This is a genomic window from Subtercola sp. Z020, assembly GCF_002931235.1.
GTDB lineage: Bacteria > Actinomycetota > Actinomycetes > Actinomycetales > Microbacteriaceae > Subtercola.
In genome coordinates, this window is record NZ_PSTT01000050.1 from 1 (window position 1) to 14,101 (window position 14,101).

Annotated in this window: 14 protein-coding genes; 2 read left to right on the top strand and 12 right to left on the bottom strand. The window is 67.5% G+C overall.

All coding sequences use genetic code 11. The features are described 5' to 3' along the window. Positions 1–101: 101 nt before the first annotated feature. The 3 genes from C5B96_RS07040 to C5B96_RS07050 all read right to left on the bottom strand — a co-directional run bounded on the left by C5B96_RS07040 (position 102) and on the right by C5B96_RS07050 (position 4,136). A complete protein-coding gene (locus C5B96_RS07040; RefSeq protein ID WP_104244328.1) occupies positions 102–1,235 on the bottom strand; it encodes an AI-2E family transporter in 1,134 nt (377 codons plus the stop codon). A gap of 67 nt (positions 1,236–1,302) precedes the next feature. Beyond that, positions 1,303–2,316, bottom strand: a complete 1,014-nt coding sequence (locus tag C5B96_RS07045; protein WP_104244330.1) for a tetratricopeptide repeat protein — start codon at positions 2,314–2,316, stop codon at positions 1,303–1,305. Then, the gene (locus C5B96_RS07050) at positions 2,313–4,136 is read right to left on the bottom strand and encodes a hypothetical protein (RefSeq protein WP_104244332.1); all 1,824 of its coding nucleotides are present in this window, start codon (positions 4,134–4,136) and stop codon (positions 2,313–2,315) included. Before C5B96_RS07050 ends, C5B96_RS07045 begins: the two co-directional genes overlap by 4 nt. A 159-nt stretch (positions 4,137–4,295) precedes the next feature. On the opposite strand from C5B96_RS07050, the gene C5B96_RS07055 reads away from it, so the two are divergent. Beyond that, on the top strand, positions 4,296–5,351 hold the full coding sequence (locus C5B96_RS07055) for an AI-2E family transporter (protein WP_104244334.1): 1,056 nt from the start codon (positions 4,296–4,298) through the stop codon (positions 5,349–5,351). A 9-nt stretch (positions 5,352–5,360) separates the two neighbouring features. Here C5B96_RS07055 and C5B96_RS07060 read toward each other — a convergent pair whose 3' ends face one another. The 9 genes from C5B96_RS07060 to C5B96_RS07100 form a co-directional block, all read right to left on the bottom strand. After that, positions 5,361–6,089, bottom strand: a complete 729-nt coding sequence (locus C5B96_RS07060; RefSeq protein ID WP_104244335.1) for an alpha/beta hydrolase — start codon at positions 6,087–6,089, stop codon at positions 5,361–5,363. Further along, on the bottom strand, positions 6,086–6,388 hold the full coding sequence (locus tag C5B96_RS07065) for a hypothetical protein (RefSeq protein WP_104244337.1): 303 nt from the start codon (positions 6,386–6,388) through the stop codon (positions 6,086–6,088). The genes C5B96_RS07060 and C5B96_RS07065 overlap by 4 nt, the downstream gene beginning before the upstream one ends. A 1-nt stretch (position 6,389) precedes the next feature. Further along, positions 6,390–6,977, bottom strand: coding sequence for a DivIVA domain-containing protein (locus C5B96_RS07070; protein ID WP_104244339.1), 588 nt, complete (start codon positions 6,975–6,977; stop codon positions 6,390–6,392). Positions 6,978–6,997: 20 nt separating this feature from the next. Continuing rightward, positions 6,998–7,954: a phosphatidate cytidylyltransferase gene (locus C5B96_RS07075; protein ID WP_233189053.1), complete on the bottom strand. Its 957-nt coding sequence runs from the start codon at positions 7,952–7,954 to the stop codon at positions 6,998–7,000. 12 nt (positions 7,955–7,966) lie between these two features. Further along, on the bottom strand, positions 7,967–8,521 hold the full coding sequence (gene frr / locus C5B96_RS07080; RefSeq protein WP_104244341.1) for a ribosome recycling factor: 555 nt from the start codon (positions 8,519–8,521) through the stop codon (positions 7,967–7,969). Positions 8,522–8,610: 89 nt separating this feature from the next. Further along, the gene (gene pyrH, locus C5B96_RS07085) at positions 8,611–9,333 is read right to left on the bottom strand and encodes a UMP kinase (protein ID WP_104244343.1); all 723 of its coding nucleotides are present in this window, start codon (positions 9,331–9,333) and stop codon (positions 8,611–8,613) included. 96 nt (positions 9,334–9,429) lie between these two features. Continuing rightward, entirely contained in the window at positions 9,430–10,257 is an 828-nt protein-coding gene (gene tsf, locus C5B96_RS07090; RefSeq protein ID WP_104244345.1) for a translation elongation factor Ts, read from the bottom strand. 98 nt (positions 10,258–10,355) lie between these two features. After that, complete coding sequence (gene rpsB, locus C5B96_RS07095; protein WP_233189055.1) at positions 10,356–11,372, bottom strand: 30S ribosomal protein S2; 1,017 nt, start codon at positions 11,370–11,372, stop codon at positions 10,356–10,358. Positions 11,373–11,615: 243 nt separating this feature from the next. After that, entirely contained in the window at positions 11,616–13,193 is a 1,578-nt protein-coding gene (locus tag C5B96_RS07100) for a sugar porter family MFS transporter (RefSeq protein ID WP_104244347.1), read from the bottom strand. Positions 13,194–13,612: 419 nt separating this feature from the next. Here C5B96_RS07100 and C5B96_RS07105 point away from each other — a divergent pair. Further along, on the top strand, positions 13,613–14,101 hold a 489-nt coding region (locus C5B96_RS07105; protein WP_233189056.1), incomplete at its 3' end, for a murein hydrolase activator EnvC.

Genomic DNA, 14,101 nt, shown 5'->3' on the forward strand with positions numbered 1-14,101 from the left:
AGAAAAGGTCGTCTTCCCCCAGCAGGACGCCAAATGAGAATCGAGTGGGCAGTTCGGGCCCTAAACCTCCGGTTTTGAGGCCCGAACTGCCCACTCGATTCTCATTTGGCGTCCTGCTGGGGGAAGACGACCTTTTCTACGATGATGATGACAGAGGCGGCTATGGGGATGGCCACGAGGGCTCCCAGCACGCCGCCGATGGTGCCGCCGGCAACGGCACCGATCACCACGACCGCCCCGGGCACCGACACGGCGCGGTTCATGATGCGCGGGCTGAGGATGTACGCCTCCACCTGCATGTAGACGAGGTAGTAGATTGCCGCGACGAGAGCCGTCAGGGGCGACGCGAAGAAGCTGATCAGCACGATGATCGCCGATCCGGTGACCGTACCGACGAGCGGAACGAGCGACAGCAGGAAGGCGATGAACGCCAGCAGCACCGGCAACGGCGCCTGGATGATCGTCAGGAAGATGAAGCTCAGGATGCCGTTGACCAACGCCAGCGAGATCTGACCGACCACGTACCGGCCGACGGCCTGGGTGATCTGCTCGGTGATCTCGGCGAACTTCGCCCGGTTCGTGGCCGGCACGAACCGGTAGACCACGCGCTTCATCGAGCGGAGCGACGCGAGAAAGTACAGCGTCAGAATGAGCACGATGACCGTGCCCGTCAGCCCGCTCGCGACGCCGGCACCCACGGCGAGCAGCCCGCCACCGATGCCGAGCAGCTTGTCGGGGCTGAGGAACGACTGCACGTTCTTGATGATGTCGTCGACGCTCACCACACCCGTGAGTTGCTGCTCGAGGTCTTTCACCCACTGCTGGCCCTGCAGCGCGGTGATGTACCCCGGAAAGTTGTTCACGAGGTTCGTCGTCTGCTGCACGATGATCGGGATGATCGTCAGCAGCAACCCTGCCAAGACCACCACGACCAGGCCGAAGACGAGCCCGATCGCGGCGCCACGCGGCATGCGCTTCGATAGTTTCGACACCAGCGGATCGAGCCCGAGCGCGATGAACAGCGCAACGCCGACGTAGATCAGCACCGTGCCGAGCTGCGTGATCAGCCCACCGATGACCAGCGCGACGAGCACACCGAGTGCACCGAGCAGGCCGATCTTGAAGGCGTTGATCTGCGCGAACGACTCCGACCCCTCCCGGGCGACGGTGACTTCGGGCGCGACCTTGGCCTGCGACGGAACGGGAGCGTGCGAGTGGGAGCGGCGAAACCTCATGGGTTGACTGTATTGCAGCCGCGGGCGGGCGCCGTACACCGCGCTCGGGCTTGACGCGGGCCGGCTGCTAGTAGAGAAGCATCGTCAGCCGGCGACGGGCCGCGGTCACCCGCACATCGTCGGTGCCGACGACCTCGAACAGGTCGAGCAGCCGGGTGCGCAGCAGGTCTTTCGTCGGCTGGTCGGCTTTCGGGAAGAGACCGAGGATGCGGTCGAACGCGTCTTCGACGTGTCCGCCCGAGACGTCGAGGTCGGCGACGAGCAGCTGGGCCTCCACGTCGTCGGGCGCGGCGGCAGCAGCGCTGCGGATCTCGTCGAGCGACCTGCCGTCGAGCCGGTCGAGCAGCTTCACCTGAGCGAGACCGGCGATGGCGAGCTGGTCACGGGGGCTCTGGGCAATGGCCTTCTCGTACTCCGCGATCGCCCCCTTGTAGTCGCCCCGCGAGATCGCGTCGAACGCCTCGGCGTGGTGCGGCGGCAGCGGCTCCTCGACGGCCTCCGCTACCTCGCCGTCTGCGGCGTCAGCGGCGCCGCCCACGCGACCGTCTGCGGGGATCGCCGATCCGGTGACCCCGTTCTGGGCGGCGAGCTGCAGAACCTGTTCGAGCACCTCGCGCACCGACTCCTCCGGCTGCGCCCCTTCGAACAGGGCGACCGGGCGGCCGGCGATGATGGCGGCGACCGTGGGAACGGTCTGCGCCTGGAACGCGGCCGTCAGCTGCGGGTTCGCCTCGGTGTCTACGCGCACCAGCACGAACGCACCGGCGTAGTCGAGGATCACCTTCTGCATGACCGGCGCGAGCACCCGTGAGGCGTCGGCGTACGACGCCCAGAGCTCCACGATGACGGGCACGGCGTTCGAGAGGTCGAGCACCTGCGAGATCGTCGCGTCGGTGGCGTCGAGCAGGAGGCTCGGCACGCTGACCCCCGCACCACCGGGCGCGCCGGGGGTTCCGGGAACGACGCCCGCGCCGGCCCCAGCCGCTGCGGGCGAGCCGGCGGGAGCCGAGGCGCGGTTCACGAGCGACGAGAGGTCGACCGCACCTCTCAGGCTTGCGGCTGAGGGGGGAACCATGCTCACGGCAACTCCTTGGCAGAGAGAACGCCCTGGGCGAAACCGAGAAGTCTGACCTTCGCAGTGTCACCCGACGGCGGGATGTAGAACAACAATTGGTAATCGTAGATCGCTTCGATGCCCTTGGTCGACGACGTCACGCCGGATGCCGCCTTCACGGCTCCCTCGGGGCTCACGGTCGCACCCGCCTCGACGACCTTTGCCGTCTCGGACTCGCGGATGTTCAGCGCCACGATCGCGCCCGACTGGTTCGTGGCGAGAGCGATGCTCTCCCCCGTTCCCGGCAGTTCGGCGAAGTCGATGCTCGCCGTGTTGGCGATGTTGGCCTTCTTCGCGTTCTTGTAGTCGACGCCGACGCTCGTGCGCAGGGTGTCGCCTGTCGCGTCGAACTGGTCGAAGTAGGGGCTCGCCTGGCCGAGGGCGAGGATGTCGGCGTAGCCGGTGGCGACGTCGGCCGGCGTCTCCGACAACAGCTTCGTGTCGTTCGCGAGGCGCGAGGTGCCGAGACTGGCGGGCGCCACGGGAGGCAGGGTCGTATCGGGTTCGAGCCCGATGGCGTAGTAGACCTTGTAGACGCTTCGCGGGGTGTCCTGGATCAGCATCATCGACAGCGGCGCGACGGTCTTGTCGTCGGGGTTCTCGGCGATGGTGAAGACGGTGCGCGGCCACGACTCGGTCGCCTGCGGCAGGATGACCGACGAGGGCCCCGCGGGGATCGGCTGGGGCGCCGCATAGTCGGGGAACGTCTTGCGGATCGTGTACGTCTCCGTACGGAGGTCGAGCGCCGGCCCCGTGAACCGTGCAGCCAGCGCGGTGGGGTCTGACGCGGCATCCGCAGCACTCGTCGACGCCGAGATCTTGCCGAGGATCGTGTTCAGCTGCGCCTCGGTGACGGCGGGCGGCGGGCCGGTCTCGCTCGTCGGCACGGGCGTGGGTGTGGCCGTCGGCCCGTCGGTCGGCGTCGCCGTGGGGGTGGATGTCGCGGCAGCCGTATCGGCGGGAGCCGGCTCGGGTACGGGGCTGGTCGTCGCGAATGCCGACCCTCCGAAGGCGAGGCTCGACGCCAGCGCGACCGGCAGGGCCACGGCCACGGAGCGGGCGATCGACCGCCGACCGCGGCGGCCCACACCCGACTCGATCGCATTCGTGCGCGACGGGGAGAAGCGCCTGCCCTTCGGCAGCGCCGGGGGTTTGCGCCTCGGGCCTTGGGACTTCCGCAGGTGGTGGAGGCCGAGCAGCAGCAGCACGAGGCCCGCGAGCAGGAAGAAGGCACCCGCGAGCAGGAACGGCACCGCCAGCGGGGTGCTGTCGTCGAGGGGCCAGGAGATCTGCACCGAGTTCGGGGCGGGCGAGCTGCCGTCGTCGGCGACGATCAGGGAGTAGCCCGCGGGCAGGTTGAAGGTGCGGTTCATCGCCCCGTCGGTCGAGTACTCCTCGAGCCACAGGTCCGAGCCAGCCGGGTCGGCCGACCCGCTCGCCACATTCGCCTGGCCCTCTGCCGCCGCAGCAACAGGGGTCGCGGTGAGGGCTTTCTCCTGGCTGTCGTACGCCAGCGAATCGTAGGAGGAACCGTTCAGCCAGGCCTTCACGTCGTCGGTGCGGCCGTACGCGGCGAACACCTTCGCGCTGCCGCCGAGCGTGATGGTCTGGTTGCCGCTCTCGGCCTGCAGCACATCGCTGTCGATGTAGAGGTACGGCGTACCGTCGCTCGTGGTCGTGGCGACGCTCAGCGACGACGGCGGCAACAGCACCGTTCGTTCGGCGATACCGATGCCGATGAGCGCCGTCGCTACAACGAAGGCGAAGATGGCAAGAATGAATCGCACGTGAGAACTCCAGACAAAGACATTAAAAGATAGCTGATCCTCCTTGGGTATGCTCTCAGACTTCCCTCGGGGCGGGTAATCGTGCGGCGATCCCGAGGCATCCTGCTCCCCTAGAATGGCCTCGCATCCCGATGTTGTCGGGGCTTCAGAGGAGAAACTGTGAAGATTCAGAACGCCTTCGTGTTCGGTCTCGTCGGCACGCTGGGGGTCGGTCTCGGTCTTCTCATCCTCTTCGCGATCGGCAACCTCGCGACCGTGCTCACCTACGTGGGCATCGCGATCTTCCTGGCGCTGGGCCTCGACCCGCTGGTGTCATGGTTGCAGCGCAAACGCGTCCCCCGCGCCCTCGCCATCCTCATCGTGGTGATCGGCGTCGCCGGTGTCGCGACCGGTCTGGTCTTCGCGGTTCTGCCGATCATCGTCGACCAGCTCAGCCAGCTGTTCAGCCAGCTGCCCACCCTGTTCAGCCAGCTCACCTCCTCGAACTGGGCGGGCGATCTCACCGAGTCCCTCGGCGGCTACATCGATGTGCAGGCGATCGTGGATGCCGTCACCAAGTACCTCCAAGACCCGGGCAACATCACGACCATCGCCGGCGGTGCGCTTGCCGTGGGCATCGGCATCGCGAACGGTGTGTTCGGGGTGGTGATCGTCATCATCCTGACCCTGTTCTTCACCGCCAACCTCGGCTTGATGAAGCGCACGGTCTATCTGCTCGTCCCGGCCACGAAGCGCGAGCGGTTCGCCGACCTCGGCGAGCAGATCACCGAGGCTGTCGGGCGCTATGTCGTCGGCCAGGTCGCTCTTGCGGCGTGCAACGGCGTGCTGAGCTTCATCTTCCTGTCGATCATCAACGCTCCGTACGCAGCGGTGCTCGCGTTCATCGCGGGCATCCTGTCGCTCATCCCGCTCGTCGGAACCATCACCGGATCGGTGATCATCGTGGGCATCTGCCTCATCCCCACCGTCGGGTCGCCGCTGACGGCGCTCGTCGCGGGCATCTACTACCTCGTCTACATGCAGGTCGAGGCATATCTCCTCAGCCCGAACATCATGCGGAGGGCCGTCTCCGTTCCGGGGTCGATCGTGGTGATCGCGGCCCTCGCCGGCGGCTCCCTGCTCGGTGTTCTGGGCGCCCTGGTGGCGATCCCAGTCGCGGCATCGATCATCCTGATCGTCAAACAGGTGGTCATCCCGGCCCAGAACGAGCGCTGAGCGCGTCGGCTACGCCCCGGCCGCCACGTACGTCTCAGGCAGCGGCGCCTTCGCCGGGTTCACCCGCGCCACGATCTCGTTGAGCACGCGGCGCGTCTGCGTCTCGCCCACCCACAGGTGCTTCGCGCCGTCGACGGCCACCAGATCGATGCCCGGCACCAGCGCAAAACGTTCGCGCGCCTCGGCCGGCCGGAGAAAGTCGTCGAATTCGGGCACCAGCGCGACCAGCGGCACGCCGGCGCTCGCCCAGGGGCGGAGGTCGTCGTCGGTCGCCCGGTGAAGCGGCGGCGAGAGCAGAATGGCGCCGTCGATGCGATGCTCCAGCCCGTACTTCAGCGCGAGCTCCGTTCCGAACGACCAGCCGACGAGCCACGGATGCGGCAACCCCCGTTCGGTGACGAAGCGCATCGCGGCGTCGACGTCGAGCCGTTCATCCGCCCCTTCTCCGAACGCACCGTCGCTGGTGCCCCGGGGCGACGACGTTCCCCGCGTGTTGAACCGCAGCACCGCGAGATCGGCGAGCTCGGGCAGTCGCCAGGCCGCCTTCCGCAGAATGTGCGAATCCATGAAGCCACCGGCGGTCGGCAGCGGATGCAGCGTCACCAGCGTCGCGACGGGCGGCCGACCCTCGGGCAGGGCCAGCTCGCCGACCAGCGTGAGCCCGTCGGCCGTGTGCAGCTCGATCTCCTCGCGCACGGCCGGCAGTACGACGGTCGAGCGGATCTCGATGGCGGTCATGAGACTCCGATCCTCCAGCAGTGGTTGTGCCAGTGGCGACGGGCCGCGAGATCGGCGGCGTCGCCCATCAGTCCGTCTGCCCGCCAGGCCACCAGGTGGGCGGTTCCCGCGGTGATCGGCAGCGAGCATCCGGGACACACATAGTCTTTCGTGGCCTGGTTCGCGGTGATCGGCTGAACGTTCCAGTCGTGGCCGCGGCGGCGTTCGACGGTTCGCCAGCCGGTCATCATGCGTTCGATGCCCTGCGCGTCGTCGTCGGCGGGGCCGTTCGACCGGCGCGGACGGTTGCTGCGGGGCACGCTACCTGACCGCCACCATGACGTCGATCACGGCATCGAGTACGAGATCGACCTGCGTCTCGCTGTAGCCGTGCAGCCTCGGGGTGAACACGACACCGCGCACGGTGCCGATCTCCATCGCCGCACCGTTCCTGAAGTAGGCGACCAGGCGCGAGCAGAACGCGTCGACCTCGCGGCGGTCGTAACCGCCGCTCAGGAGCCCCGCCCGACGGAACTTGTGTCCGGGCTCGCGCTCGAGTCGCGCGAGGATCTCGCGGGCGCGCTCCCTGTTCAGGTCGTACCACTGGTTGTCGCCCCGATCGCGCTTGGCAGCCGCTCGCTCCCGCGCCGAGAAGGCGTCTTCGAGCCGCTCCAGCGCCGCGTCGACATGCAGCGTCGAGTAGCCGCCCTTCCGCAGGTCGAAGGAGGTGCTCCGGATGCTGCGCGAATCGATCGCTGCACCCTCGGCCGCGCCACCTGCGCCTGGCCCTGCCGCGCGGGCGTCGGCCTTGGCCTCGTACGCGATACGGGCATCCAACAGGAACTTCTCGACAGCGTCGATGTCGTACCCCAGCTCTGAACGGCGGCTGAGGGGGAATGTCTGGCTCACGCGATCATTCTGCCATTCGTCTACGAGAAGATGATGTAGAGCACGTACGCCGCGGCAGCAGAGGGCAGCATGGAGTCGAGGCGGTCGAGAAAGCCGCCGTGGCCGGGCAGCCAGGTGCTCATGTCTTTGATGCCCATGTCGCGCTTCAGCAGCGACTCGGCGAGGTCGCCGAACGTCGCTGTCAGGGTGAGCACGAGGCCGAAGATCAGGCCGACCCACCACTCCTCGTGCAGGAGCAGCACGGTCAGCAGCACCGCGGCGACGAGCGCGACGAGCAGCGCGCCGGCGAACCCCTCCCACGTCTTCTTCGGGCTGATGCGCGGGGCCATCGGGTGCTTGCCGAAGTTCAGGCCGGCCGCATACGCGCCCGTGTCGACACAGATGACGACCACCATGAACGAGAGAACCCACCAGCGGCCGTCGGGCTGGGAGACCAGCAGGATCGAGATGCTGCCGAGGAACACCACGTACGTCTGCACGAGCACGGCGGCGGTGAGATCGCGGAGCAACTGGCCGACGCCCCCGGCGCGATACGCCGGTGCGGCGAGCAGAACGAGCCGCCACAGCACGACCAGGCCGATGCCGGCGAGAAGGGTCAGCCACTGGCCGGATGCGCCCCCGTAGAACGCGGCGACCGAGACACCGGCGGCCGACAGCACAGAGGGCACGACCGGAACCGAGCGACCCGACTTCTTCAGCGCACCGACGAGCTCGACGGTGCCGACGCAGGTGATGAGCCCGACGAAGACCAGGAACAGTTCGGAGATGAACAGCAGGCTGACGACCATCAGCACCGCGAGAGCGACGCCGATGGCGATTGCGCTCAGCAGGTTGCGGCCGGAGCGCGCGGTGATGCGCTCGTTCGCCTCTTCGAACTGCTCGCGACGCGCTCGCACGCGGTCTTCGAGCTCGGCCCGGGAGATACCGGTGGGCCTTCTCTGCTTCGACGGGCCTCGCGCACCCGGGTCGTTCGTCACGGAGCCCTGAGCCTAGATTTCCAGCAGCTCGGCTTCTTTGCGCTTCAGAGCGTCGTCGATGGCGTCGACTGTCGCCTTCGTGCTCGCCTCCAGCTCTTTCTCAGCGCGCGCGACCTCGTCGTCGCCGACCTCGCTCTTGAGGGCGTCGAGGTCGTCTTTGGCCTTGCGGCGGATGTTGCGAACAGACACCTTGCCGTCTTCGGCCTTGCCCCTGACGACCTTCACGTATTCCTTGCGTCGTTCCTCGGTGAGGTCGGGAAGGGTCACGCGGATGATCGATCCGTCGTTCGTGGGGTTCGCACCCAGGTTCGGCATGTCGCGGAGGGCCTGCTCGATGTCCTTCAGGGCGCTCTTGTCGTAGGGCGTCACGATGATGGTGCGCGCTTCGGGGTTCTGCAGCGACGCGAGCTGCTCGAGCGGGGTCGGCGAGCCGTAGTAGTCCACCAGCAGCTTCTGGAAGAGGGCGGGGTTCGCCCGGCCGGTTCGCACGGTCGCGAAATCGTCTTTCGTCGCCTCCAGCGCTTTACGCATCCGTTCGGCGGCGTCGGTCAGTACATCGGCAATCACAGCAGCTCCTTCACGATCGTCATTCAGTGTAGTTGGTCGGCCTGCAGCATCCCGGTCGCCCAGCGCTGCCCGGCCCTCGTTCTGCCGCCCTAGTGGGAGGTGTGCACCAGGGTGCCGATCTCCTCGCCGAGGATCGCCTTCGTGACGTTGCCGTTCGGCTCCATGCCGAAGACCATCATGGGCATGTTGTTGTCCATGCAGAGGCTGAACGCCGTCGAGTCGACGACCTTCAGCTCGCGCTGCAGGGCATCGAGGTAGGTGAGGCGGTCGATCTTCTTCGCGTCGGGGTTGGTGCGCGGGTCGGAGTCGTAGACGCCGTCGACACCGTTCTTCGCGACCAGTACGACGTCGGCGCCGATCTCGAGCGCGCGCTGGGCGGCCACGGTGTCGGTCGAGAAGTAGGGCAGGCCGGCGCCGGCACCGAAGATGACGACGCGGCCCTTCTCGAGGTGGCGCTCTGCGCGGCGCGGAATGTACGGCTCGGCGACCTGGGTCATCGAGATGGCGGACTGCACGCGGGTCGCGGCACCCGCCTGCTCGAGGAAGTCCTGCAGGGCGAGGGCGTTCATCACGGTGCCCAGCATGCCCATGTAGTCGGCGCGCCCGCGGTCCATGCCGCGCTGCGAGAGTTCGGCGCCGCGGAAGAAGTTGCCACCGCCGACGACGATCGCGATCTCGACCTGCTTGGCCGCTTCGGCGATCTCACGGGCCAGTTCGCCCACCACGTCGGGATTCACGCCGAGCGACCCTCCGCCGAAGGCTTCTCCCGAGAGTTTCAGCAGAACCCGTCGTCTTCCGGTTGCTTCTGACATGTCGTGATTGTCCCTTCGTTCGTTCGCTGTTCAGGCTACCGGTAAACAAAAAGCCCCAGCACCGTTACGGGTGCTGGGGCTTTCTCGGTGGGGAGCTTACGCGCCGACCTTGAAGCGGGCGAAGCCGCTGACCGTCAGGCCGGCGTCAGAGAGCACCTTGGCGACGCTCAGCTTGTTGTCCTTCGCGTAGTCCTGGTCGAGCAGGGCGACCTGCTTGAAGTACCCGGTGAGACGGCCTTCGATGATCTTGGGCAGGGCCGCGGCGGGCTTGCCCTCGTTCTCGGCGATCTCGGTCACGATCTTGCGCTCGGCGTCGACAGCGTCGGCGGGAACGTCATCGCGGCTGAGGTACTCGGGGTTCGCGAACGAGATGTGCTGCGCGATGCTGCGAGCGGTGTCTGCGTCATCGCCGCTGTAGCCGACGACCACGCCGACCTGCGGGGGCAGGTCTTTGCTCGTGCGGTGCAGGTAGATGGCGAAGTGCTCGCCACTGACCTTGGCGACGCGACGCAGTTCGAGCTTCTCGCCGAGGATGGCGGCCTCGTCGGAGATCGTCTCCGCGACGGTCTGCGAGCCTGCGGGCGCGGCGAGTGCCTCTTCGACGGTGGATGCGCCGGCCGCGGTGACCGCGTCGAGCACCTTCTCGCTCAGGTCGATGAACTTCTGGTTCTTGGCGACGAAGTCGGTCTCGCTGGCGAGCTCGATGAGAGTGGCGGAGTCGCCGTTCTCCTTCGCGGCGACAAGGCCCTCGCTGGTCGCGCGGCCCTCGCGCTTGGCGACGCCCTTCTGGCCCTTGAGGCGCAGGATCTCGATGGCCTTCTCGATGTCGCCATCGGCCTCGACGAGCGCGTTCTTGCTGTCAACCATTCCGGCGCCCAGGCGGTCGCGCAGAATCTTGACGTCGGCAACGTTGAAGTTTGCCATAGTGCTTCTTACTCCTTGTTCAATGGCTGTGCCCGGGGCCTGCAATCAGTTGATGCAGTCCCGGGCACAGCGCGAATGTTTCGTGACTTCGGCTGGATCTAGACCGTCTGCTCGGGGTCGACGGTGCGGGCCTCGGCGACCGGCTTCTCGATCGGGTCACCGATGTTCTTGCCGATGAGCTGCGCGTCAGCGTCGTTCTCCTCGGTGTTCGGCTCTTCGGCCAGCTCGGCGACGTCGGCCTCGATGACGGCAGCGTCGGCCTGGGCGGCCTCGACGACCGATGCGTCGACGCCCTCGGTGGCGAGGGTCTCGGCGACGGCGGTCTCATCGGCGGCCAGTTCGACCGTCGATGCCTCGAGGAGCTCGCGCTCCCACTCGGCGAGCGGCTCGACCGCAGAGACGTTGCCGGTCTCCTCGGGCTTCTGGTGGCGCTGGATGAGGCCCTCGGCGGCGGCGTCGGCGATGATGCGCGTCAGCAGGCCGACCGAACGGATCGCGTCGTCGTTGCCCGGGATCGGGTACTGCACTTCGTCGGGGTCGCAGTTCGTGTCGAGGATGCCGATGACGGGGATGCCGAGCTTGCGCGCCTCGTCGATCGCGAGGTGCTCCTTCTTGGTGTCGACCACCCAGAGCGCCGACGGGGTCTTCGCGAGGTTGCGGATACCACCGAGGCTCTTGTGCAGCTTGTCGAGCTCGCGCTTCTTGATGAGCAGCTCTTTCTTCGTGAAACCGCTCTTCGCGGTGTCTTCGAAGTCGAGCTCTTCGAGCTCCTTCATGCGGGCGAGGCGCTTCGACACCGTCTGGAAGTTGGTGAGGAGGCCACCGAGCCAACGCTGGTTGACGTAGGGCTGGCCGACGCGGGTCGCCTGCTCGGCGATCGCTTCCTGGGCCTGCTTCTTGGTGCCGACGAAGAGAATGGTGCCGCCGTGGGCGACCGTCTCCTTGACGAAGTCGTAGGCCTTGTCGATGAAGCCCAGCGACTGCTGCAGGTCGATGATGTAGATGCCGGAACGCTCGGTGAAAATGAAGCGCTTCATCTTCGGGTTCCAACGGCGGGTCTGGTGCCCGAAGTGCACGCCGCTGTCGAGCAGCTGGCGGATGGTTACGACGGCCATGAGCCGTTCTCCTGTTCTCTCGGCACGTTCGCGCACGGATGCACGACAGGGCCGAATCGGTTCGTCAGTGGCGATCGGATGATCGTCTCTCCTGGTGCCCGGCACAGACCCGCCCGTGTTCGCGATCGAACTCGGGACCGAATGGGTTCTGGCGGCCGATGGGCACGCGTAGTCACCGCGACGAGCGCGGTGCTCCGAAAAGGATACCACCCCGGGCGCGCCGTGCGGCGCGCCCGCCGGAACCTAGGCCGAGGCCTTCAGGGCCGCCGCCGCCTTGGCTGCTCGCCCCCCGCGATCGACCTTCAGATCATCCATGCTCTCCAGCGAACGACCCTTCGTCTCGGGTACCGCGAAGAACACGAACACGAACGACACCAGGGCGAAGAAGGCGTACATGCCGTAGGTGAAGGGAAGGGAGAACGCCGACAGCGCCGGGAAGGTCTCGGTGATGGCGAAGTTGGTCAGCCACTGGGCTGCGGCCGCAATGCCGAGGGCCTTGCCGCGGATGCGGTTCGGGAAGATCTCGCCGAGCAGCACCCAGACCAGAGGGCCCCAGGTGGCACCGAACGAGATGACGAAGACGTTGGCCGCGACCAGCGCGATCGGGCCCCAGGCGCCGGGCAGCTGCGGGTTGCCGTCGACCTGCACCGACTGCGCGAACGCCAGCGCCATGACACCGAGGCTCACGAACATCCCGACCGACCCGATGAGGAGGAGCGGCCGGCGGCCGGCCTTGTCGACGGTGAAGATCGCGACGAACGTGACCAGCACGTTGACGACGGCGGTGACGACGGAGATGGTGAGGCTGGTGCCGGCGTTGCCGGTGTCGAAGCCGACCGACGACCACAGGCTCGTCGAGTAGTAGAAGATCACGTTGATGCCGACCAACTGCTGGAACATCGACAGCAGGATGCCCACCCAGACCACAGGGAGCAGGCCGAGCATCTTGCCGCGGAGGCTGGCGGTGCGGGCATTCTCTTTGTCTTCCTTCAGCGACTGCTCGATCTCGGCGAGCGCATCGTCGACCTGGTTCTTCGGCATGACGCTGGCGAGAACCTTCTTCGCGTCGTCGTGGCGGCCCTTGCCGGCGAGGTACCGCGGCGATTCGGGCAGTCGCCAGGCCAGCAGCCCGTAGACGATGGCCGGGATGGCGCAGACCACGAACATCCAGCGCCAGGCGTCGACGCCGAAGAAGAGCGGACTGTTCGCGTCGCCCGCGGCGTTCGCGAGAATGGCGTCGGAGAGCAGAGCGGCGAAGATACCGAGCGTGATCGCGAGCTGCTGCAGGGAGCCGAGGCTGCCGCGGACGGCCTTCGGGGCGATCTCCGCAATGTAGGCCGGGGCGATCACCGAGGCGATGCCGATGCCGAGCCCGCCGAGCACCCGCCACAGAATCAGGTCGGTGACGCTGAAGGCGAAGGCCGAGCCGACCGAGCTGAGCAGAAAGAGCGCTGCACCGATGAGCATGACGGGGATGCGGCCGAGCCTGTCGGCGATGCGGCCGGCGAAGTAGGCGCCGACGGCGCAGCCGAGCAGGGCGGATGCGACAGCGAACCCGCTGAGGAACGGGAGCGCGTCGAGGCCGAAGTCGGTCTTGATGGCGTCGACGGCGCCGTTGATGACGGAGGAGTCGAAGCCGAAGAGGAACCCGCCGAGGGCGGCGGCGATGGAGAGGGCGATGACCTTGCGGTTCAGGCGTTTCTGGATGGCGGGGTCGGTGTCTCCGGTGCCTGTGCCGGTCGCGGCGCCTGCGCCCGTGCCCGCGTTGCGGTCGTTCCTCCCTGCGCCTGCGCTCGGTGTCGTGCTCGCTCTGTCAGCCATGATCTGCCCCTTCGAGAACCTGTGTGTCGCGGCCGTGTGCGGTGGTGCGCGGTCGTGTGTGCTGTTGTCTGTGAGTTTGCCTACTGCTCCTTCACACCTTCGATCTTGCCACCATCTTCCCCAGAAGGAGCCACCCGCCCCCGGACTTGCGTGCTATCACCCACGCTGTCTCCATGCTCTCCGCCCGCTCGCCCTTTCTGTGCCTCGCTCCGCTTCGCTCACTGCTCCGCGCGTCGCTCCGCCCCCTGCTCCTCCTCCGGGGCCGCCGCCCGGGCCGCCGGCGCCACCACCCGCGCTGCCCGCGCCGCCCGCGCGTCAGCTGTCTCGTCACGGCATCCTCTGTTCTGCTTCTGTCCGTCGCTATCCCTGCGCCGGCATCGGCGACCTCGCCAATCGCGCAGCGGGTCGCCGTCAGCACGGTGCCCCTGGTTGTCGCGACGACCACCGCGCTCCCCCGGGCGTCCTGGCCGCTGGATGCTCCGCACACCGTCGTGCGCCCCTTCGAAGCACCCGCCACGCCCTACGCCGCCGGCCACCGCGGAATCGACCTCGATGCCACCCCTGGGCAACCCGTCTACGCCCTCGCGGCGGGAACCGTCTCCTTCGCCGGCACTGTCGTCGACCGCCCCCTCGTCTCGGTCACACATTCCGTCGCCCCGCCCGGCGTCTCGCTCCTCTCATCGCTCGAACCGGTCACCCCCTCGGTCGCGCAGGGCGATGCCGTCGCCGCCGGCCAGCAGATCGGCGTCGTCGCGACCTCCTCCCACTGCCCGCTCCCCCGCAGCTGCCTCCACCTCGGTGTGCGCCTGAACGGCGCCTACGTCTCCCCGCTCCTGCTGCTCGGCGCAGTCCGCCGAGCAGCAGGAGCGGGGAGACGTAGGAGCCGTTCAGGCGCACACCGAGGTGGA